Origin of the sequence: Pseudoalteromonas rubra (assembly GCF_000238295.3) — a bacterium.
Taxonomy (GTDB): Bacteria; Pseudomonadota; Gammaproteobacteria; order Enterobacterales; family Alteromonadaceae; genus Pseudoalteromonas; species Pseudoalteromonas rubra.
This window is the reverse complement of the sequence record NZ_AHCD03000026.1, coordinates 117,056-137,634: the sequence shown is the minus strand read 5'-3', so window position 1 is coordinate 137,634 and position 20,579 is coordinate 117,056. Positions and strand designations below refer to the sequence as shown.

19 protein-coding genes are annotated in these 20,579 nt (G+C 48.3%); 7 read left to right on the top strand and 12 right to left on the bottom strand.

The genetic code is table 11. From position 1 onward, the window contains the following. Positions 1–180 precede the first annotated feature (180 nt). Both PRUB_RS03300 and hpf read left to right on the top strand, forming a co-directional pair. Positions 181–2,316, top strand: a complete 2,136-nt coding sequence (locus tag PRUB_RS03300; protein ID WP_010383568.1) for a YjbH domain-containing protein — start codon at positions 181–183, stop codon at positions 2,314–2,316. Between the two features lie 210 nt (positions 2,317–2,526). Further along, entirely contained in the window at positions 2,527–2,883 is a 357-nt protein-coding gene (hpf, locus tag PRUB_RS03295; protein ID WP_010383567.1) for a ribosome hibernation-promoting factor, HPF/YfiA family, read from the top strand. Positions 2,884–2,929: 46 nt separating this feature from the next. On the opposite strand, the gene trmL is transcribed toward hpf, so the two are convergent. Then, on the bottom strand, positions 2,930–3,394 hold the full coding sequence (trmL, locus tag PRUB_RS03290; RefSeq protein ID WP_010383566.1) for a tRNA (uridine(34)/cytosine(34)/5-carboxymethylaminomethyluridine(34)-2'-O)-methyltransferase TrmL: 465 nt from the start codon (positions 3,392–3,394) through the stop codon (positions 2,930–2,932). Between the two features lie 198 nt (positions 3,395–3,592). On the opposite strand from trmL, the gene PRUB_RS03285 reads away from it, so the two are divergent. Then, positions 3,593–4,483: a cation diffusion facilitator family transporter gene (locus PRUB_RS03285; RefSeq protein WP_010383564.1), complete on the top strand. Its 891-nt coding sequence runs from the start codon at positions 3,593–3,595 to the stop codon at positions 4,481–4,483. Here PRUB_RS03285 and PRUB_RS03280 read toward each other — a convergent pair. Genes PRUB_RS03280 through PRUB_RS03270 form a run of 3 tightly spaced genes read right to left on the bottom strand, consistent with a single transcriptional unit; the run spans position 4,476 to position 7,513 of the window. After that, the gene (locus PRUB_RS03280) at positions 4,476–5,456 is read right to left on the bottom strand and encodes an alpha/beta fold hydrolase (protein ID WP_010383562.1); all 981 of its coding nucleotides are present in this window, start codon (positions 5,454–5,456) and stop codon (positions 4,476–4,478) included. The two genes, PRUB_RS03285 and PRUB_RS03280, sit on opposite strands and share 8 nt — an antisense overlap. Further along, positions 5,446–6,825, bottom strand: a complete 1,380-nt coding sequence (locus PRUB_RS03275) for an ATP-binding protein (protein WP_010383560.1) — start codon at positions 6,823–6,825, stop codon at positions 5,446–5,448. Before PRUB_RS03275 ends, PRUB_RS03280 begins: the two co-directional genes overlap by 11 nt. Position 6,826: 1 nt before the next feature. Further along, on the bottom strand, positions 6,827–7,513 hold the full coding sequence (locus PRUB_RS03270; RefSeq protein WP_010383559.1) for a response regulator transcription factor: 687 nt from the start codon (positions 7,511–7,513) through the stop codon (positions 6,827–6,829). Between the two features lie 207 nt (positions 7,514–7,720). On the opposite strand from PRUB_RS03270, the gene PRUB_RS03265 reads away from it, so the two are divergent. After that, positions 7,721–8,230 (top strand): Spy/CpxP family protein refolding chaperone, encoded by a 510-nt coding sequence (locus tag PRUB_RS03265; protein ID WP_021032730.1) that lies wholly within the window; start codon positions 7,721–7,723, stop codon positions 8,228–8,230. Between the two features lie 70 nt (positions 8,231–8,300). Here PRUB_RS03265 and yacG read toward each other — a convergent pair whose 3' ends face one another. The 7 genes from yacG to nadC all read right to left on the bottom strand — a co-directional run bounded on the left by yacG (position 8,301) and on the right by nadC (position 14,899). Then, entirely contained in the window at positions 8,301–8,543 is a 243-nt protein-coding gene (gene yacG, locus PRUB_RS03260; RefSeq protein ID WP_010383557.1) for a DNA gyrase inhibitor YacG, read from the bottom strand. 71 nt (positions 8,544–8,614) lie between these two features. Beyond that, positions 8,615–10,291: a type IV-A pilus assembly ATPase PilB gene (pilB, locus tag PRUB_RS03255; protein WP_010383556.1), complete on the bottom strand. Its 1,677-nt coding sequence runs from the start codon at positions 10,289–10,291 to the stop codon at positions 8,615–8,617. Positions 10,292–10,399: 108 nt separating this feature from the next. Next, positions 10,400–11,011 carry a dephospho-CoA kinase gene (coaE, locus tag PRUB_RS03250; protein WP_010383555.1) on the bottom strand — a complete coding sequence of 204 codons (612 nt, stop codon included), beginning with the start codon at positions 11,009–11,011 and terminating at the stop codon, positions 10,400–10,402. A gap of 4 nt (positions 11,012–11,015) precedes the next feature. Then, positions 11,016–11,891, bottom strand: coding sequence for a prepilin peptidase (locus PRUB_RS03245; protein WP_010383554.1), 876 nt, complete (start codon positions 11,889–11,891; stop codon positions 11,016–11,018). A 22-nt stretch (positions 11,892–11,913) separates the two neighbouring features. Next, positions 11,914–13,146, bottom strand: a complete 1,233-nt coding sequence (locus tag PRUB_RS03240; protein WP_021032729.1) for a type II secretion system F family protein — start codon at positions 13,144–13,146, stop codon at positions 11,914–11,916. Positions 13,147–13,199: 53 nt separating this feature from the next. Then, on the bottom strand, positions 13,200–13,661 hold the full coding sequence (locus PRUB_RS26570; protein WP_010383551.1) for a pilin: 462 nt from the start codon (positions 13,659–13,661) through the stop codon (positions 13,200–13,202). A gap of 398 nt (positions 13,662–14,059) precedes the next feature. Further along, the gene (nadC, locus tag PRUB_RS03230; RefSeq protein WP_010383550.1) at positions 14,060–14,899 is read right to left on the bottom strand and encodes a carboxylating nicotinate-nucleotide diphosphorylase; all 840 of its coding nucleotides are present in this window, start codon (positions 14,897–14,899) and stop codon (positions 14,060–14,062) included. A 189-nt stretch (positions 14,900–15,088) separates the two neighbouring features. Between nadC and ampD the strand changes: the two genes are divergently transcribed. Together ampD and ampE are read left to right on the top strand one after the other, a co-directional pair. After that, on the top strand, positions 15,089–15,625 hold the full coding sequence (ampD, locus tag PRUB_RS03225; RefSeq protein ID WP_010383549.1) for a 1,6-anhydro-N-acetylmuramyl-L-alanine amidase AmpD: 537 nt from the start codon (positions 15,089–15,091) through the stop codon (positions 15,623–15,625). Between the two features lie 11 nt (positions 15,626–15,636). Next, positions 15,637–16,521 (top strand): beta-lactamase regulator AmpE, encoded by an 885-nt coding sequence (gene ampE / locus PRUB_RS03220; protein ID WP_010383548.1) that lies wholly within the window; start codon positions 15,637–15,639, stop codon positions 16,519–16,521. Between the two features lie 40 nt (positions 16,522–16,561). On the opposite strand, the gene PRUB_RS03215 is transcribed toward ampE, so the two are convergent. After that, positions 16,562–19,063 (bottom strand): PilZ domain-containing protein, encoded by a 2,502-nt coding sequence (locus PRUB_RS03215; protein WP_010383546.1) that lies wholly within the window; start codon positions 19,061–19,063, stop codon positions 16,562–16,564. A 136-nt stretch (positions 19,064–19,199) separates the two neighbouring features. On the opposite strand from PRUB_RS03215, the gene radA reads away from it, so the two are divergent. Next, complete coding sequence (gene radA, locus PRUB_RS03210; RefSeq protein ID WP_040644566.1) at positions 19,200–20,570, top strand: DNA repair protein RadA; 1,371 nt, start codon at positions 19,200–19,202, stop codon at positions 20,568–20,570. The last annotated feature ends 9 nt before the right edge of the window (positions 20,571–20,579 follow it).

Here is a 20,579-nt window from a genome sequence, read left to right as displayed (position 1 = left end):
TCAAGAGTAGATTAGCCACATGGAAGTTTAACGAACCTGAATGCTCTGTTTTTCACGAAGTAAAAAGTCTTTGAAAAGTTATCGATTCTTGTGAACATTTCATGCATAACCGTAATCACCTAGATGATATAGTGCGGTTCATTCTTTATTTATTGTAATCTTTTAATTGGGCAGAAGACTATGTCTAAACTAACTCCTATTTTCGCAAGTGGCTTGTTGACTTGCTCTTTTATCACTGTTGCGCAAGAGTCACCTAAGCATTATCAGAGCTTCACAGGCTTTACTGGCTTAGTGAACACGCCTTCTGCAGAAGTCTTAGAGATGGGTGAAATTGATATTGGTTACAACAACCAACTTGATTTTAGGGGCTTAGAGTTCTTAGACGGTCACAATTACATTTTTTCTGCGGGCATATGGCAAGGGTTAGAAGTCAGCGGTCAAATTGCAGCCAATACGATGCACGATAACATGTTCAGGCCTGATGTATTACGTGAAAATCAGATTAGAGACCTATCTTTCAACGCGAAGTACCAAATTCCATTTATTCCGAGTAACTGGTTTAATGTAGCTATTGGTGGAAAAGATATCGGTGGAGCCGCGAATAAGTATGAGTCATATTTTGTTGTCGCCTCAAAAGATTGGCTAGATTTTCGTTTTTCGACCGGAGTAAGCACCAGTAAAAGCAACATAGGCATGATGGATGGGGTGTTTGCGGGCGTTGAATGGCAACCTTTAGAATGGTTTGCGTTACAAGTTGAGCATGATTCGGACGCGGTAAACGCGGCGGCGCGTTTGACGGTCCCTCGTGCCTGGCTATTTGATTTGGGCACATTGACGCTAACCAGCCGCTTCTATAGCAATACTGATCACAGTGAAAAAGATACCTATTATGGTTTCAACTTTTCGATGCCTTTATCCGAACAGTCACGTCAGAATTATCAGGAAATTAAACCGGCACCCGACAATGCTGGAGCGATAGCGCACTTATCTGAGCAAGGAGTGCAATCAACTGGTACGCGCAAACCTATGGTTGCTGAGGCTGCCGCTCTCGATACTCAAGTCCAAAGTCGTGAGCAGGGTGTCACACGAAGTGTGAATATCGGTGAATTGAATACGGAGATCCGTGCACTTAAGCAAGCACTCGTTGCGGATGGGTTCGAAAATGTACAAGTGGGTACGAATCGTGAACCTGTTATCATTGTGAAGTTTGAAAACCCGGTATTTAACCGCAATGATATCGATGCAATTGGTGTTGTATTAGGTCGAGTTGCGCAATATATCAGTGCTGACGATGCAAGGTTCTCAGTTCAGCTGGGTAAACATGATATTCCTTTGTTGGCACTGTCCGGGCGAGTCAGCAATTACCGACAGTTTATAACTGACGGAACTGCGCCTGGTTTGGTTATTCGTCAGGGGATGATGGATGTACCTGGTGGTGTTGCATGGATTGGAGATGGTGCTACGAATAGTCCATACTTCAAGCCGCGCCTGACTGTCAGTCCTGCTCTCAGTTCCACGTACGCTACTGAGCTGGGTGTGTACGACTTTTCTTTGGCATTAAGAGCGGATCTCGAAATTCCGGTATGGCGCGGTGCTGGTATTAACATTACTGCACAAACTGTAGTTGCAGACACCGAAGACTTTGAACCTGGCGATACTTTTGATTCGCGCCGCGAGCGAAATGGCTTGGAACGTGCTGTTTTCTACCAAACGTTTGATTTGCCTTTTGGCTTTTACAATCAAACTCAGGTGGGCTTTTTCCGGGAATACTATGATTACACCGGATTAATTAACGAAACGGCCTGGGTGAGCCCCTCAGGACGTCACAAGCTTTACAACAATTATGGTTTCTTCGATTACGAAGACTTTGATGGTGATCGTGACTATCACGTAATGGGATATCAATACCACTGGGTTGAGCAGGATATGACCTTCCATCTATCGGGTGGTGAGTTCTGGCAAGAAGACAAAGGTATGAAGGTAGAAACCAAGTTCTGGTTTGGTGACAGCTATGTATCACTATACGCCTATGATACAGATGTGCGAGTTGCTGGTGTTTCTTTCAGTATTCCGCTCACACCGAGAAAAGACATGGCCGTGTCGGAGTATGGTCAAATCAAAGGTAATCAAGCATGGCGTCACGGCGTGAGTACGCGCATTGGTGATGATCATAATGCGCTGGTTTACAAAAAAGGCTATACCCCGGAAACGTCTATTAGCTTGGATCGCACTTACTTTAACCAGGGGCGTTTGTCCGGTAGTTATGTCTATGCAAACCTTGCCAGATTGCGTGAGGCATACCTTACCTATAAATAAACCTGCTCACATGAAGTCAGGCTGTTCAATGCAGCCTGACTGAATACTATACATGCGACCTGCCTGTGCGCGCTTTTCCGCCATGACGTCATTAAGTGTGATCTATCACAAATAAATTCAGTTTGATGACAAAAATCTGAAATTTCTGCTTGAGAATTGTGTCTTTCGCTCCAATACTTAGTTATAGGTAAACAACAAAAGGGAGCGCTTATGAAAATTAATCTTTCAGGCCACCATGTAGATATGACAGAAGCCGTTAAGCAACACGTTGATGAAAAGTTTGCCAAAGTAGCTAATCACTTCCCGTCGCTGTTGTCGATAGACGTCATAGTCAGTAAGGAACACAAGAAATTTTACACTGAGATCAACACCAATTATTCAGGAGCCAGGATATCTGTAAAAGGAGAGGATGACGTCATGTATCCGGCTATTGCACAGGCTGCCAAAAAGCTGGATGCTGCACTAAAACACAGAAAAGGTCAGCTCAAGGCCAACAAACATGAAAAACCTGTGAGTACGACCCCGCCAATTGCTCATGAAATTATTCAGGAAATGAACCTGAATTAGAGATAAAAAAGAAGCCACTTTAAAGTGGCTTCATTCGTAATGGGGTTTAAACAGCCCCATCAAAGCCCATCTGGCGCCACGATTCATACACAAACACAGATACCGCATTGGATAAATTCATGCTTCTGCTATCGGGTCGCATCGGGATCCGCAGGCGGTGCTCTGCCGGCAAAGAGAAAATCAGGTCTTCCGGTAAGCCTCTTGTTTCCGGACCAAACAGCAGACAATCGCCGCTCTGGTAGTCTGGCTCGTGGTGATAACGTGTGCCCTTAGTCGTGCAGGCAAATACGCGATTTGGTTTGCGTGCCTCCAGATAGGCGTCCAGAGATGGGTAGCGTTTTACTTCACTGAATTCGTGATAATCCAGGCCGGCGCGCCTGACGCGTTTGTCGTCCCAGTCGAAGCCCAAAGGCTCAATCAAATGCAAAGAAAATCCGGTGTTTGCACACAGGCGAATGATGTTACCTGTATTAGGGGGAATTTCAGGCTGATACAGTACGATGTCTAACATGGATAACCTCAAAATAATATTGCTTGCAGTATAGCGCATCCAGTATAAAGGCTAAAAGTGGTGGTGAGCTCTTCTGAGCAGTAGGGAGCGGATAGTGTGTCCATATTATTATGCCAGCGTCACTAATTTTTCATTTTCATGACTTACACTATAAGATAAGCCTAACTCGGAAGTTTAATCAGGTTGTAGAGGTAATAGGTGGCCCATAATTATAACTTTTTAGTCCGATTTTCCAGTATCTTTACATTGGTGATGGCAGCGCTGATGATTGCAGCCAAGACCTGGGCCTGGCTGGCATCAGGTAGTGCGGCCATGCTGGGGTCGCTGACAGACTCTTTACTCGATGTCAGTGCATCTATGATGAGTTTTTTGGTGCTGAGCTATGCGTTGCGTCCTGCTGATGATGATCATCGCTTTGGTCACGGTAAAGCGGAAGCTCTGGCGGGTCTCGGGCAATCTGCATTTATTGCGGGATCTGCCTGCTTATTGACCTTTCATGGTATTGAGCGTTTGTTTAACCCGGTAACCATTCAGCATAGTCTGCTTGGCGTCTGGGTCAGTCTGTTTGCTGTCGCCTGCACATTCGCTGTGGTTGTCGTACAGCATCAGGTTGTTAAGCGCACTCAGTCCATCGCTATCAAAGCTGATTCGTTGCACTATAAAGGTGATATTTTACTCAATCTCGCCGTACTGACTGCATTGTTACTGAGCCATTGGCAGGTCCAGCATGCCGATGCATTGTTTGCAATAGGGGTGGCGGCTTATCTGCTTTACAACTGCTGGGAAATCGCCCGGGAGAGCGCGGACCATCTGATGGACAAAGAACTCCCTGATGAAGAAAAAACCGAGATTATTTTGTTGGCTTCCAGCCATGAAGACGTTTATGGCGTTCATGATCTCAGGACCCGCCAAAGTGGTAAAGTGAAATTTGTACAGTTGCACCTGGAGCTGGACGATCATATTCCATTGGCGCGGGCGCACCAGATCAGTGATGAAGTGGTGGCACATATTAAAGCGGCTTTTGAGGCCGAAATGGATATACTGATCCATCAGGATCCAGTGTCCTTAGCGGTATCACCAACTAATTAGTTGCACTGAGTGACGGCGTTTTAGGCTTATCATACCCAATGAGCTGAACGGCAAAGGTATAAAATTGCTCTAGTACAGCCCGTCTTATGGTGTCGACTTCGCATAGTAGCTCGTGCTTGCCGGGGTAATGAGACAACTGGCAGGCATCATTATTGGCGGCAAACATGGAATGTGCAGCAGGGCAGACAATACTGTCTTGTTGTGCACTGGCAATGCTCAGTGGCAGATCAATGCGCAGCTGTGCCAGGTTTGTGGTAAATGTCAGTGCCTGTTGCAACCAGCGAAAGCTGACCCCTCCCAACTGTAATGCTGAGTGTTCTTGATATAGCCGCCTGAACACAGCATAGCGTTGTTCGCATTGCGTGAGCTCGTTGTCAGCAAAGGCTTTTGGCTGGTAACCTGTCTGGCCAATGGCATAGCGTTTACCCAGCCCCAGGTTGCAGGCCAGTGAGGCAATTCCACGGGCAAACCAGGCAGGATAGGGCGCAGTATTGATTGCAAACATGGGTGCACTGAGGAATGCGCCCGCAACCGGGCTGCTAAATCGGGATAAGTAATCGCATGCAATAGCTCCTCCCATAGAATGGGCCAGGATGACGCTCTTGCCCTGCCACTTAGGTAAGACGACCTCGGTGAAAAACGCGTCCAGACAATCGCCATACTGCGTAAACCGCGGTATATAACCAATGTGTTCATTGTCCAGAAACCGCCCCGACAGACCCTGTCCCGGGTGGTCAAAGGTAAACACGGCAATCCGGTTATTGGCAAGCTCCCACAACAACTCCTGATATTTGTGCGCTGATTCAATCCGGCCGTTAACCAGTATGACCGCAAACTCTGCCTGATCGGGTATATGACAGGCATAAAAAAGTGCTCCCAGCGGGCTTTCAAAAGTGCCCTGGTCACAGCGTTTCCAGTGTGCCTCTATATGAGGCAGATTATCAATTAAGTGATTGCTATCGCTATAAAACATGCTGGTCTATTGGCAGCTCTACGGTGACCCGCAGGCCATTGTGATTGTTAAACTGAATACGGCCATGATGCACTTTTATGGCATGTTGCGCAATTGCCAGCCCCAGTCCAAACCCACCGGGCTCTGCCGTGTCTTCTGGTGTCCTGGCCTGTGACGCCCTGAAGAAGGGTATGCAGAGCTTCTCTAGCATGGCCTCACCTACGCCGGGGCCATCATCACAGATGGTGACGATCAGCGTGTCGCCCTGGCGTTGTGCTGTCAGGCTAACCTGTTTATTCGCGTATTTAATGGCATTGCGCAATATGTTTTCAAACGCGCGGCCAAGCAACATAGCATCAACAGTTAAAGTCAGCTCGGGTAGGGCTTTCCAATCCAGCTGTTTACCTAGTTGCTGGCTTTCAAATTGACCATCATCAAGAATTGGCCCGAGTAATTCTGTGAGTGAAACTGGGTATGGGTTTAGGGTTAACTGCTGAGATTCCAGCCGGGATAGCTGGAGTATATCACTCAGCATTTGCTCAAGTAGATGGGCTTCTTTCTCGACCCTTTGCAGATAGGGTGACAGCGTCTCTGGCGCTTTGTCACTGGCAATGCCGTTTGCCATTTGCAGACGTGTTAAGGGCGACCTTAACTCATGTGAGATGTCGGCGAGCAGGCGCTTTTGTTGTGTGACATGCGCTTGCAGACGACTGGCCATGAGGTCAAAATCTTTACCCAGCTGCCCCAGTTCGTCCTGGCGCGAGGCATTGATGTTGGCTCGTGTATCCAGTTTGCCTTGTGCGAGTGCTGCTGCTGCCTGCTGCAGCTGTCGCACCGGCTTTAACAGGCCACGTGTAAACCACAGGCTAAAGCCAAAGCTGGCCAGGATCAAAGTCAGCAGCTTTGCCCAGGTTGGCATTAAGCGGATCTTTGTCAAAATGCGTGGGTCGCGATGGTCCATCAGTTGAAAAAGCTGATACTTTTCACCTTGTAGCTGAATATCTACGGGACCAAAAGCTCGGTATTGCTCGGTGTCGACAACTTGTGGTGGAGCGTTGGCTGTAAAGTTCAGTAGCGCCAGATCCCACTCCTTGAGCTCCGAGTGGCTCATAACACTGCGTTGGTCGTCGCTGTGCCGTAGGTAGACTTTTGGCCGGTGGCTGCGGTGTCGAGCGGGTAATAAGGTGTACAGGGGTTGGCCGGGGCGGCTTTCAGCACGGCGCTCAATATTACGTTGTAGGTGCTGCAGATTTTTCAACATTGCGGGGCTGATCTGGCGTGTTTCCAGTATATCGGGTTGTAACAGGCTGACACTCATCAGTAGCAATAAAGTGGCGGCAATGGTGCCCCAAAACCATAAGAAAACTTGTATTAGTAAGTACTTCCTCATCTTATGCCTTTAGGAATATATAGCCAGAGCCACGTAATGTCTTGATATAAGTATGCGAGCTGTATAGCGCGATTTTCTTTCTGACATTGCTGACATGCATATCCACCGATCTGTCATAGGGAGCCAAAGGGCGTCCAAGCACCGTTTGTGACAGTGTTTGTTTGGTGACGGTCTGGCCTGCCGATTTGACCAGCTGATGTAACATTTCGTATTCTGTGCCCGTCAGGGGGAGTTGTGTGCCTTTGATGCTGGCGGTACGCGAGGACAGATCCAGCGTCAGGTCATGGTATTCGAAACAGGGTTCAGTTGCATTGTGAAGCAGATGAGCGACACGGCGGGTAATGGCTTTGATGCGTGCCAGTAACTCCCTGTGATTAAAGGGCTTAGGGATGTAATCGTCGGCACCCAGCTCAAGCCCAAAAATACGGTCAAAATCATCGCCTTTGGCCGTTAGCATGATCACCGGGGTCATTTTTTTGGCACGCAGTGCTTTGAGTACTTCAAAGCCGTCGAGTTCGGGTAACATCACATCTAGCAGAATGACATCAAACTCTCTGGTTAAGGCCATGTCCAGCCCGCCAGGCCCTGTATGGGCGGTAATAACATCACACCCTTCACTGTGCAGATAGTCTTCAAGAAGCTCACACAGACCTCGATCGTCGTCGATTATCAGTACATTAGCACTCATACTGTTACTCTTTCACTGTTCCTGCGTTTATCTTACCTTACTATAGAGGGAAGGTGGCTGACTTTACACTTCTTTACGCTCAGGAAGTTAGCTTAAAACAGTGAATGTGTAGTGCTGCAACAGCTCTTGACAAAACTTTACACAGCCTTGACGTTGCTTTGCTCTGGCGTTGCTAAAGTTGAACTCAGCTTAACAGGAGATGCAATTATGAATACACACACTATGAGCAAAGTTCGCAATACAGTGAAAGCCGTGTTACTGGCTTCAGTGATGGCAGGCAGCAGTGCTGCACTGGCAGATAACGACGTGAATGAGACACAGCCTCGGGCAACAAGTATGAAACCAATGAAAAGCATGGGGCATATGTTGCTATCGAAGCGTGCCGTGAAGCACCTGGCGCTGACTCAAAGTCAGCAAGATGAATTGAAAAGCTTGTTTGACGCGCAGCGAGAGCAGGTTAAGAGCCTTCGCGGTGATAAAGTCAAAGGTGAACATCATGAAGCATTTAAATCACTGATTGAGGCGGAGCAGTTCGATAAAGCACAGGCGGAAGTACTACTGGAGCAATTTCAGCCTCAAAAGCGTGAAATGATGCTGATACGGTTAGAAACACAACACAAGGTGTACCATATCCTGACTGAAGAGCAGCGCGCCAAACTTAAGCAGCTGCGTCATAAGCGAATGGCTAAAAAGCACCAGCAAAATCAGTCTTCGTAACGACTATGGCCAGGTATTAAGTGAAATTGGTATTATATAGCCCGGATCATGTCCGGGCTGAAATGATTATCTACTCTTTAAAGAAACTGTCGTCGTTTTTGGCCAGCATGGCTTCTAAATCTTCCACCATATCCCGGGCCGCTTCAGGCGACAGATCCGCACTGTTAAGTGGAGTCGAGATTTTGTTATTCTCTTCAGACCACTCACCTAAATCAATCAGCTGACAGCGTTTTGAGCAAAACGGACGGTGTGGGCTTTGTGCCGACCAGACCACTGCAGCCTGGCAGGTAGGGCATTTTACAGATACAGGCATACATACCTCTGCATAACTAATTTTCTCTATTGTACTGTGCTGCGCGCTGGCAGTCACTGGCACCCGGAGAATTAGTAGTTTGTTACCCGGTTAACCTCCGCGAGTGAGGTGATCCCATCTGCCGCTTTTTTTAACCCGGATTGGCGCAGGTTTGCAAAGCCCTTACTCGTGGCAAGCTCAGCAATCTCCAGTGAGTTACCGCCTTCCATGATAGCATGCGAGATTTCAGGGGTGATCTTCATTACTTCGTAAATACCTACCCGGCCTTTATAGCCATCCGTGCAGTGATCGCATCCTTTGGGCGCATAGAGTGTCATGTTTGCAATTTGCTCAGCGCTAAAACCCTGACGCTGCAATTCCTCTTCAGGCAATTGTTCAGGCTCTTTGCATTTGGGACACAGTCGACGCGCAAGACGCTGGGCAATGATCAGGCTGACAGAGCTGGCCACATTATAGGCCGGCACGCCCATATTGAGTAAGCGGGTCAAGGTCTCTGCGGCTGAATTGGTGTGCAGGGTGCTCATCACAAGGTGACCAGTTTGTGCCGCCTTGATGGCTATCTCCGCGGTTTCCAGATCCCGGATCTCACCGACCATGACAACATCGGGGTCCTGGCGCAGGAATGCCCGTAGTGCATTCGCAAAGGTCATGTCCGCTTTGGTATTAATTTGGACCTGATTGATGCCTTCCAGGTTAATTTCGACCGGATCTTCCGCAGTACTGATGTTGCGTTCTGGTTTATTGAGTATATTCAGACCGGTGTAAAGCGAGACTGTTTTACCTGAACCTGTTGGTCCGGTGACTAGGATCATGCCCTGAGGTTGATCGAGTGCATTTAGATACATGCTTTTCTGATCTGCTTCATAGCCCAGAGCCTCAATGCCCAGTTTGGCGGCGGATGAGTCGAGGATCCGCATTACGATTTTTTCGCCCCACATGGTTGGCAGGGTACTGACACGGAAATCGATGCTTTTGCGCTCTGAAATTTTCAGCTTGATGCGGCCATCTTGTGGTTTTCGCTTTTCGGCGATATCCAAATGAGACATGACCTTGATACGCGCCGACAAGCGGCTGGAGAGCGCATGCGGAGGGCTCGCCATTTCATGTAATAAGCCATCGATCCGAAAGCGCACCCGATATTTCTTTTCATAGGGTTCAAAATGGAGATCCGAGGCACCTTTTTTTATCGCATCCATGAGGATCTTATTGATATAAACAATAATAGGCGCATCGTCTTTTTCTTCATCGGTGTTTTGTTGTTTGGGCTCGTCTTCGACATCCAGGCTGGCAAACTCTTTAAACTCGTCTTCACTGAGGCTGAGAGAGCTATTGTCGTCAAAGAGTTGGTCAATCTTTTGATCGAGCAGCTTGTAGTCTACGACCACTACCTCGCATTGCAGGCCTGTGCTGAACTCAAAGTTCTCGAATGCGCCGTAGTCTGTGGGGTCAGAAGTCGCAATAAACAGTTTACGATCTTTTTTGACCAGAGGCAGTAAGTGATGCTGACGGATTAATTTTTCTTTGACCAGCTCTTTTGGTACCTGGGTAATGTCAAAGCCGTTTAAATCAAAATAAGGTACTCTGAACAAGTCCAGGCATTGCTCTGCCATCTCCTGACTACTCATGCCACTACACAGACAGATGAGCTCAGCCGTTGAATGGGCGTCGGCTTGTTTGGCTTTGACCTGCTCGGCAGTGAGTTTGCCAAGGGTAATAAACTTTCTCAGTAACGGAGAGTGATGTTCCATAATGCTCTTAAGACTTCAACGAGTTACACTAAATGTAGCAAAAAATGCTTGGATACGGGTAGCGAATTGGTCGCAAACTCTGCTTTGTGTGGGCCTGCATCGTGTAGATCAGGCACATTTTTTTTCAGCCAGCTGCAAAAACACTTGATGTAAGGCGGCAAGTTCAGTTTGCATCGCCTCAAGGGGTTGATTGTTATCGAGAATAAAGTCGGCTTTTTTGCATTTATCGGCTCTGCTCATTTGCGCTTCAATAATGCGCTCAACCTGCTGCTGGTGGGCGTTGTCTCGCTTACAGGTTCGTGTGAGTTGCACTTCAACAGGCACATCAACAAGTAGGGTTTTATCACAGTATTGCTCCAGTCCATTTTCAAACAGCAAAGGTGCAGATAAAATCACATAATCGCTGTCAGCATGGGCTAGTTGGGCAAGTAATTGCGTGCGGATCAGCGGGTGCAGCAAGGCGTTCAGCCAGTTTTTTTCGCTTTCATCCGCGAAAATGATGCTGCGCAGCATAGCGCGGTCCAAAGTGCCCTCATCTGTCAGGATCTGCGCCCCAAAATGCGCCACAATGGCATTTAATCCCTCGCTGCCAGGCTCGACCACCTCTCGTGCCACTACATCGGCATCCACAACACATATTGCTAATTTGTTCAGGTAGTCGGATACCGTTGTTTTACCCGCACCGATACCGCCTGTTAAGCCTAAGATCCAATTGGCCATAACCCTATACTCCTAATAACGACAAATACCAGCGGCTGAGTTGCTCACCATATAATAGCGTTAGCCAGCCCGCAATTGCGAGGTACGGACCAAAGGGGATAGGGCTGGCTTTATCTTTGCCTTGCACAGCGAGTTGTGTTGCGCCAATCACCGCGCCAACAACACTTGATAGCAACACGATGAGCAACAGTGACTGCCAGCCCATCAGAGCCCCAAATACGGCTAAGAGTTTAAAATCACCAAACCCCATGCCTTCTTTGCCGGTTAGCAGTTTGAACACCCAGTAAATGCTCCACAGACTCAGATAGCCAACGGCCGCACCTACAATGGCTGCGGATGGAGGAATGGTTACGCCTGCCACGGCTGCCAGAAGAGCAAACCACAGTAAGGGGAGGGTTAACTGATCGGGGAGCAGCATATGATCGATATCAATGAAGATCAGTGCGACTAATACCCAGGTGACCAGAATGTACACCAGTGCCTGAGGTGTGGCTGAAAAATGCCAGGCCAGCCAGAGTGATGCCGCCCCAGTGAGTAGCTCAACCAACGGATAACGCTTTGGAATTGGTGCGTCACAGTAAGCACATTTTCCACCGAGTAATAACCAGCTGAGTACGGGAATATTATGATGAATTTTTATCTTAGTATTACATTTAGGGCAGGTAGAGCCGGGAGTCACCAGATTGAAAGTGGCAGGCTCAGCTTGCTGTGGTGCCTGCTCCAGAATGATCCGGCATTCGGCTTGCCAGTTGCGTTGCATCATAACGGGTAAGCGATAAATGACAACGTTTAAAAAGCTGCCGATACACAAACTGGTCAGTGCGACAGTCAGCAACCAAAACCAGGTTTGCTGCTCCATAAGGTGCCAAACTTCTTGCATAAATAATGTCTTTGTTATTGTGTTAAATGACGGTGCCGAGCTGGAATATAGGTAAATACATGGCGATAATCAAGCCGCCAACCAGCACGCCCAGGATCACCATGATCATAGGTTCAAGTAATGAGGACAGTCCATCGACTGCGTCATCCACTTCCTGCTCATAAATACTGGCGACTTTGGCCAGCATACTGTCTAATGCACCGGACTCTTCACCAATGGAAACCATTTGCACTACCATATCGGGAAAAATTCTGGCATTGCGCATTGCCCAGTTCATTTGGTTACCTGAACTGACCTCGCCCTTAATATCCAAAATCGCATTTTTGTAGATGATATTGCCGGAAGCACCTGCGGCGGAATCCAGCGCATTGACTAAGGGTACGCCTGCCGCAAAGGTGGTAGACAGGGTTCTGGCATAACGGGCAACGGCTGCTTTTTTCAGGATTTCGCCAATTGCCGGGATCCGCAGTACCATACGGTCGTTAAAATGGCGAACAGCGGGACTGCGTTGCAGGGCCTCTTTGTAGGCATAGCCCGCACCGCCCATGCCAATAAGGAATAGCCACCAGTACTCCTGCATAAACTCAGAAATACCCAGCACCATCAGTGTAAAACCTGGTAATTCAGCGCCAAATCCGGTGAAAATCTCTTCAAATTGTGGGACCACAAAAATCAATAAGATGGAAGTCACGATCAGGGCGACTGATAGTACAGCTATCGGGTAAAACATCGCTTTTTTAATTTTCGACTTTAGTGCCTCTGCTTTTTCTTTATACAGGGCTACCCGGTCAAAGATGCGATCCAGCGCACCTGACTGCTCACCCGACTCAACCAGGTCGCAATATAATTCGTCAAAATATCTGGGGTGACTACGCAGAGATTTGGCCAGCGGCTGGCCTGCTTTTACTTCATCGGCAATGTGCGTGATGAGCTTACTGAGGCTTTTGTTTTTGGCACCCGAGGCTATCATATCCAAAGCCTGTACCAGGGCAACACCTGCGGTCAGCATAGTGGCAATTTGCCGGGTCACAACGGCTATGTCTTTGGGGGTGATTTTTTGTGTGCTACTGAACCCGAACAAAGGTTTCGGTTTGCGCTTTACTTTAGAGGGGGTGATCCCCTGCTTGCGCAATTGTGCTTTGACCAGGGCCACACTGGTGCCAGTGAGTTCGCCTTGCAAACGTTTACCACGGGCGCTGACGCCTACCCAGATAAAGGTATCGACTTTGGCAGAGTTTTTGTCGGGTTGATTCATAGAGTCTAAAAGCAAAGAGGGAGCTGAGCTCCCTCTTATTCATTGTTATCAGATTAAGTAGTAGATACTGTGCAGGTTGCTGGCAACCAGGCTGTCTTGGACGCATCGTCTACCGTCGCTGTACATCTCCACTCAGAGATAGTGAAACCAGCCGTGAAGTTCGCCGCAGACGCCGCAGTGTCGCCGTTAAACGGAGTTACAACTACGACAACGCCGTCCATGTCTGATTGGCCTGTGATTGTGATGGCACCTGTAGCACCAACTACAACTGAGGCGACCATTTCAGTTTCCTCGCCAGTGGTGGCAGAAGCACAGTTTGCGGGCGCGCCACCAACCTGTGAAATTTCTGTCACACACGCTTTTGGCATGGTTGAAGCAGCCATCAGCTCAGAGGCTTTGGCACGGTTGATGTAGTCTTGGTATGCCGGCAGGGCAACGGCAGCAAGAATACCAATGATTGCGATTACAATCATTAATTCAATAAGGGTAAAACCACCCTGTTGTCTTTGCGTCATGATGTGTCTCCTAAAGGATATTAGACCCGATGCCAGCAACCACTCACACCAGGGGTTTATTAAATTTTTGCTCTCAGAATCGGACCAAGTATAGGCCTTTATTCCTATAATAAGTTTGTTGTAAATCAAAGCTGAGGATCATCGCTTTATCCTAAGTCATCATGACTAGTGCCGCTCATCAGTATACAACATTACTATGACAGTTTTGAGTTTTTAACCGTCTGGCAACTATCGAACTTTGTTGCCATATATCTTACTCGCTCTGTTAACACAAAGAACTGGCTTGGGTTCGAGTGCAAGAATTACTGAGCTGCTAATTCTTTGTTCGTATTAAAAAGAGTTTTCTCATTCTTGTCAACGAACGGGCTTTGTATTTTCTTACAAAGCCGTTACACCTGTTACTCGAAGCGCATAGATAAGTCTATACTCTGCAGGTGTTTCGTCAATGCACCACTTGAAATGTAATCCACACCAGCCTGCGCATACGTCGCCAGTTTATCTAGGGTCATATTACCCGAGACCTCCAGCTTAGCTCTACCGGCAGTTTGTTTAACGGCAATTTGAATGTCCTCAACGGTAAAGTTGTCGAGCATAATGATATCAGCGCCCGCATCAAGTGCCTGTTGCAGCTCATCAAGGCTTTCTACTTCGACCTCAACGGGCTTATCCGGGTGGTTTTGTCTGGCTTGCGCAACCGCTTTGGCAATTCCACCACAGGCCGCAATATGATTCTCTTTGATCAGGAAAGCATCAAACAAGCCGATGCGGTGGTTTTTGCCCCCACCACAAGTCACAGCATATTTCTGCAATGCGCGCAGGCCCGGGATGGTTTTTCGCGTATCCAGCAATTGCGTGTTGGTATCTGCGAGTGCCGCAACAGAATGCGCTGTGGCTGTGGCCGTCCCCGACAGGGTTTGTACAAAGTTGAGTGCGGTGCGCTCCGCTGTGAGGATCGCACGTGCACTGCCTGTTGCTTCAAAAATGCGCTGATTGGGCTGCAAGGTCTCACCATCGCTGACCAGCACATTGACTTCAACTGTGGGGTCCACTTGCCTGAATACCTCAAGGATCAAGTCTTTGCCGCAAAATACGCATGCTTCGCGTGTGATGACATAGGCTTTAGCTTGTTGAGAGGCGGGGATCAGGGCTGCGGTAATATCACCATCGGCGGCGCTTTGGTTATTCAGGTCTTCATCAAGTGCCAGCTTAACCAGCTGGGGGATCTGTTCGTTTAACATGGACTATCTTGGCTTTGCTATTCAATAACCTAATTCTACTGCGTTACGCCAGTTAATGACAATGTCGTTTATAGCTGGTCTCAAGGGCATACTTTGCGATGGTCTGTCCCCGGTGTCAAAATAACATAGTGAAAGTATGGCAAACTTGCTAAGGTAATAGCATGACAAAGTGGCTAAGTGATTCTATTTATGAAGGTAAATTGGCTGCCCGGTGCACATCAACGGCACTCGCCCCATTATAACGAACGCCCGGCAGGGTGTGCTCCCTCATTACTGGTGGTGCATTGTATATCCTTGCCGGCGGGGCAGTACGGTGGCACCTATATAGATGATCTGTTTATGGGCACGCTGGATTGTCAGGCTCATCCCAGTTTTGACTCCCTGCAAGGGGTGAGGGTATCGGCCCATTGCCTGATCCGTCGGGACGGAGTGGTCATTCAGTATGTGCCGTTTGATAAACGTGCCTGGCATGCTGGGGTATCTGAGTTTGCAGGACGAGATAACTGCAATGATTTCAGTATCGGTGTGGAGCTGGAGGGGACTGATACGACGTCGTACACTGAGGCACAATATCAGGCTTTGGCTCAGCTCACGATATGGTTACAGCAGCAGCTCCCTCAGCTGACCAGGGAGCGTATTGTCGGACACAGTGATATTGCACCTGGTCGTAAACACGATCCAGGCGTAGCGTTCGACTGGGACAAATATTTTGCATTGATAAGATAAGAGTAACGGACATGATGTTAATTTCTATCATAATTGCTTTAGTTATTGAGCGCCTTGGTGCCCGCTCAGAACATTGGCAGATTGACTTCTATTTGGGCAAGTACCTGACGTGGAGCAAACATCAGCTTCGTGAAAAGGGGATTTTCGGCTCTGATCTTGGTGTGATGATCTGGCTGATTCTGCCCACGGTGCTGATTGCCATGGTGTTCCACCTTTCTGACTTTATTATCTTCCAGCTGGTAATGAATGTACTGATCTTACTGGTATGTTTTGGCTGTGGGCGTTACCGTCGTTTGTACAAAGGTTATCTTAACGCATTGACGCGAGGGGATTCCGAAGCGGTGACACTATATGCATTACAAATGGGACAGGAGCGGACTGAGTCAGAGCGAAATGGTGAAACTTTCGGGCAAACGCTGGTGTGGATTAATTTTCAGCATTATTGCGCAGTGATGTTCTGGTTTGTCGTACTGGGTGCTCCGGGTGCGGTGCTGTATGCAACGGTGCGATACCTGGTTACAACACTCACAGGACGTCAGGAAGATGACCTGCCTGAGCAGGTTGCGTTGTTGCGCAGAACATTGGGGGAGCAAACACAGCGCTTTTCTAGGTTGCTATTCTGGCTTGATTGGCTGCCAGCCAGGGTTGCCAGCTTTGGTTACTTGATCATCGGTAATTTTACCAAAGGCACTGGCTGTTGGCTCAAGTACTTATTGGATTTTGACACCCCCAACAGACGTGTGGTGAGTGATATTGCACTGGCTGCTGAACAAATAGAGCAGCAATTTTTTGGTTGTACTTATGAGGCGACCTGCATGATGCGCCTGGTTAAACGTAATATCCTGTTCTTTTTGGTCCTGACAGCACTACTGACTTTGTTTGGTGGTCTGAGTTAACAGCGAACCGACCCGACAGTTAACGCTGTCGGGGACACGTTTATCCTGGCTGAGCAGTTAACCAGGTGTGTTTACGCTCGGTCATTGCCGCCAGCTGATTTGGCTGAACATCCAGCGTAGACAGGAGCTGGTCTGTCACATCTATCAGATCGCATACCCCGGCCACATTCCACAGTGCTTCTTCCAGGCCTTTGGCTTTGTGAATGGCATAATGGCTGACATATCTCAGCTCGTTGGCCAGGTAATCCATATCAGGGCGGCCTGTCTTGGAGATATACAGATGAAATACAAACAGTAACTCTTTTTTAAGCGCTCGTTTGATGAATAAAAACAGCGGATCCAGAGACTCACCAGCCGCGACACATTGGCTTTTCAGCGCTTCTTTCAGGTCCGTGGCTTGAGGGTCAAAACGCAGGAACACCGTATATTGTAGGGGTTTATCCTGGCGTGATTGCTTGCGTAAGCGCTCACTCAGATAGTCTCCAATAAACTCGCTCGGTAATAACCCTTCACTCTGGACATACTCCTGATGATTATGGTGGTACACCTGACTGAGTAACACTTTGTGTAGCGCAGTCGGGTAGAGTCCCTGAGCAACGGCGCCAATTCTAAAATGGGCCGCAGACTTGTGCAGATACAAAGGAAACTGGCAAATGCTTTTAGTAACCATGTTGCGTAGTGCATGCGATAAACCGGGGATCCTGGGGGCTTCTTCACATGGCTGAAGCTTATTCTTATTGCTCTCAATCAGGACCTTAAAAAAAGTGATGGCAGTATGCTGGACGTTGCTGAGAATATTGACCTTCAGATTGATGATGGTTTTTGCTTTGTTGACGGCCATGACCTCATATCTGAGTTTGGTCAGATTGTGTTGCTTGGTGATTTTTTGCAGCTCGGGCAGGTCGAGATGCACAATATCCCCTTTTTGCAGTGTCGCTGGTTCTTCAAGTGCGACTTGCAGACCCATAACCGAAAAATCCCGGGTATGACCATGCAGCGCCTGGCCATCCTCTTGGATCACCGTCGCTGCGGTCTTATACAGATAGCGTTTGTGTGAGCGCAGGTTGATATACTCAAGTGCGACGACTTCCAGAGGGGGAGGTACTTTGGCTTTGCCATGGCCAAACTGCTTGATGAGATTAACCTGCTCTTTTGGATAGTCCAGCGCCTGGTAATACGCCGTTTGCTGCTCAGTGGTAATATCGCTGAGGGTCATCAGGTATTTCACGTTTTCAATCAGCCCCTGTACGCGTGGTGTTGGGCGTTTGTTGAGCTTCTCAACATTCTTGCCAGCGCTGGAGGGCAAAGAAAGCGGTATAAAGGCGTCTTCATGGTGACTGGGCATCAGCTGGACTTTAAAGATCCGCCAGCTGTCTTTCTGACTGCCAAAGCCCATAAACAGATCACGTAATTCAGCGGACTTTTTAAGCTCCCAGTCAAAAGCTGAGTAGAAATAAATTTTGCCATTCTTGCCATGGGTGAATGTGTAACAATAGGCTTCTTTCACCGGCTCAGGGCGTAGCAACAGCATATCAAGACGCTGCTGATTAAACACACTGTAAAGCGAAGATGTTTTTCTCTCATCTTCAAAGTAATAGTTGATGTGTGCGTTGTTTTCATTTGTGAGTACCAGGCTCGGGTAGAGCATGGTTTTAGCCTGGCTAAAAAACACAAACAGTGAATTAACGCGGGGCAGATAGTATTGCTCATACCCCTTACACACGACGGCATCCATGGTGTTATCCAGGTTGATCTTGTAGCGACGTTTATTGCCGTGGATAAAACTTTGTAGAAAGTCATCAAACCCACTGTTATTTTCTACAAAAGTGCGCTTGAGGCGAACGTGATTATACTCACTGGAGACCGGATCAACGGCGACCACTTCGTACTGGATCCCACTTTTCAGGCCCAGTTCAAAATCCTGCTCAAGACCGACCAGTCGCAGCGATACTAAATCGCCCTTGTGTAAATGGTAGTTTGGTGCCAGCTTTATTTTCGCGCCACTGAGGGAAATATCTGAGGTACTGGCATTGGCGATACGCTGATTGCCAAACTCGACCGTGATCTTGATGGAGTAATTCATCCGCTCTTCTATACGACTCTCGTATGAAGCAAAGCGGATGTACTGAGTTGACTGAGAGAGGTCCAGCCCGGGCGTATCTTCCTCTTGCTGCTGGGCCGCCTGCTTTTGCATGACCTTAAAGTTATTGTCGGTGTTCATAACCGCTTCGTAAACGGCTAAGGTATACCCGCCGTAACGTGCGACTTCTTGCTCAAATACCCGGATTGCAACATCGTCCATAAAATGTTGCTTCCCGTCATGCTCATAGGGTTTTACCTGCCCGGACACTTGGCCACGCAAGTCAATAAAGCGTGCTACGGGCTGAGATAGCCGGGTCATTTCCATCTTCAGCAGGAACTGGTCAGGCTTACTGAGTTGCGCCGTTTTTTGCTTGAAGATAAAGTCAAAATTTGGATCGCCGAGATCAATCTTTAATTCATCTATTAAGTCTTGGTATTGTTGTAATTTATCTTCAGCCATAGGTACACATTTTAAATCAGCAGATCTTACCCGGTTATTGTTTCAGCCTTTGCCAAATTTATGTCAGTATTAACGCTTACTGTTGAACTAAGCTTAATTGAGTTTTAATTTAAGCAATAACTATGCCTTGATTTTTATGGGAAAAAAGAAAACCGCATTTGTCTGTAGTGATTGTGGAGCGGAATTTGCTCGATGGCAAGGGCAATGTTCTGAATGTAAAGCCTGGAATACAATTACTGAGTTCAGGGTGCCATCAGTGAAAGCGGCACCGCGTGGCGGAACGATGGCCGGATACGCTGGTGTCGTCGAAGCGAAGGTCCAGACGCTGGATGAAGTTAACCTTGAGTCGTTACCTAGATTTTCTACTGGATTCAAAGAGTTCGACCGCGTTCTAGGTGGTGGTGTGGTGCCGGGCAGTGCCATCCTGATTGGTGGTGAACCGGGTGCTGGTAAGAGTACTTTGCTGTTGCAGACTATGTGTTTGCTGGCCGAATCCATGCCGACTTTATATGTAACGGGTGAGGAATCTTTGCAGCAAGTGGCGATGCGTGCAAAGCGGCTGGGTCTGCCAACCAATAAATTGCGCACATTGGCCGAAACGAATGTGGAAAGCATCTGTCAGCTGGCCTTGCGTGAAAAGCCTGCCATTATGGTCATTGACTCGATACAGGTGATGCACATGAGTGATGTTCAGTCGGCGCCTGGTAGCGTGTCTCAGGTGCGCGAGAGCGCTGCTTACCTGACCCGATTCGCCAAGCAAAACCAGGTTGCCATTATTATGGTAGGCCACGTGACGAAAGATGGTTCTCTGGCGGGGCCTAAGGTGCTGGAACACTGTATTGATTGTTCTATTCTACTGGAAGGCAGCAGTGACAGCCGCTTCAGAACGCTGCGTGGCAATAAAAACCGCTTTGGGGCGGTCAACGAGCTTGGTGTATTCGCTATGACAGGCCTGGGCCTGAAAGAGGTGAATAATCCGTCTGCTATTTTCCTCAACCGTGGTGAGGAGCAAACGCCTGGCTCCTTGGTCATGGTCATCTGGGAAGGCACCCGGCCGCTGCTGGTTGAGGTCCAGGCGCTGGTCGACTACTCTCAGCTGGCCAACCCTCGCCGTGTGACTGTCGGTCTGGAGCAAAATCGTCTGGCAATGTTGCTTGCGGTGTTACACCGTCATGGTGGATTGCAGGTCGCCGATCAGGATGTCTTTGTAAATGTCGTCGGCGGCGTCAAGGTATCTGAAACCAGCGCCGATTTGGCGTTAATTGCTGCTTTGGTGTCGAGTTTCAAAAATCACGCATTGGAACGTCAGATGGTGGTGTTTGGAGAAGTCGGGCTGGGAGGAGAGATCCGTCCGGTACCCAGTGGCCAGGAAAGACTGCGCGAAGCCGCGAAACATGGCTTCAAACGTGCTATTGTACCTATCGCGAATAAACCAAAGGACGCCATTGAGGGAATGGAAGTGGTTGCCGTTGCCAGCCTCAGTGATGCGCTCGAAGCCTTGTTTTAAGGGAATCCA

Excerpts from the sequence above, each read along its gene's own strand:
- trmL (WP_010383566.1), bottom strand. The coding sequence starts at position 3,394 with ATGTTAGACATCGTACTGTATCAGCCTGAAATTCCCCCTAATACAGGT.
- PRUB_RS26570 (WP_010383551.1), bottom strand. The coding sequence starts at position 13,661 with ATGACGCAAAGACAACAGGGTGGTTTTACCCTTATTGAATTAATGATT.
- pilB (WP_010383556.1), bottom strand. The coding sequence starts at position 10,291 with ATGGAACATCACTCTCCGTTACTGAGAAAGTTTATTACCCTTGGCAAA.
- PRUB_RS03270 (WP_010383559.1), bottom strand. The coding sequence starts at position 7,513 with ATGAGTGCTAATGTACTGATAATCGACGACGATCGAGGTCTGTGTGAG.
- PRUB_RS03245 (WP_010383554.1), bottom strand. The coding sequence starts at position 11,891 with ATGCAAGAAGTTTGGCACCTTATGGAGCAGCAAACCTGGTTTTGGTTG.
- PRUB_RS03215 (WP_010383546.1), bottom strand. The coding sequence starts at position 19,063 with ATGGCTGAAGATAAATTACAACAATACCAAGACTTAATAGATGAATTA.
- PRUB_RS03275 (WP_010383560.1), bottom strand. The coding sequence starts at position 6,825 with ATGAGGAAGTACTTACTAATACAAGTTTTCTTATGGTTTTGGGGCACC.
- ampE (WP_010383548.1), top strand. The coding sequence starts at position 15,637 with ATGATGTTAATTTCTATCATAATTGCTTTAGTTATTGAGCGCCTTGGT.
- PRUB_RS03300 (WP_010383568.1), top strand. The coding sequence starts at position 181 with ATGTCTAAACTAACTCCTATTTTCGCAAGTGGCTTGTTGACTTGCTCT.
- coaE (WP_010383555.1), bottom strand. The coding sequence starts at position 11,011 with ATGGCCAATTGGATCTTAGGCTTAACAGGCGGTATCGGTGCGGGTAAA.
- PRUB_RS03265 (WP_021032730.1), top strand. The coding sequence starts at position 7,721 with ATGAATACACACACTATGAGCAAAGTTCGCAATACAGTGAAAGCCGTG.
- nadC (WP_010383550.1), bottom strand. The coding sequence starts at position 14,899 with ATGTTAAACGAACAGATCCCCCAGCTGGTTAAGCTGGCACTTGATGAA.
- PRUB_RS03240 (WP_021032729.1), bottom strand. The coding sequence starts at position 13,146 with ATGAATCAACCCGACAAAAACTCTGCCAAAGTCGATACCTTTATCTGG.
- yacG (WP_010383557.1), bottom strand. The coding sequence starts at position 8,543 with ATGCCTGTATCTGTAAAATGCCCTACCTGCCAGGCTGCAGTGGTCTGG.
- radA (WP_040644566.1), top strand. The coding sequence starts at position 19,200 with ATGGGAAAAAAGAAAACCGCATTTGTCTGTAGTGATTGTGGAGCGGAA.
- hpf (WP_010383567.1), top strand. The coding sequence starts at position 2,527 with ATGAAAATTAATCTTTCAGGCCACCATGTAGATATGACAGAAGCCGTT.
- ampD (WP_010383549.1), top strand. The coding sequence starts at position 15,089 with ATGAAGGTAAATTGGCTGCCCGGTGCACATCAACGGCACTCGCCCCAT.
- PRUB_RS03280 (WP_010383562.1), bottom strand. The coding sequence starts at position 5,456 with ATGTTTTATAGCGATAGCAATCACTTAATTGATAATCTGCCTCATATA.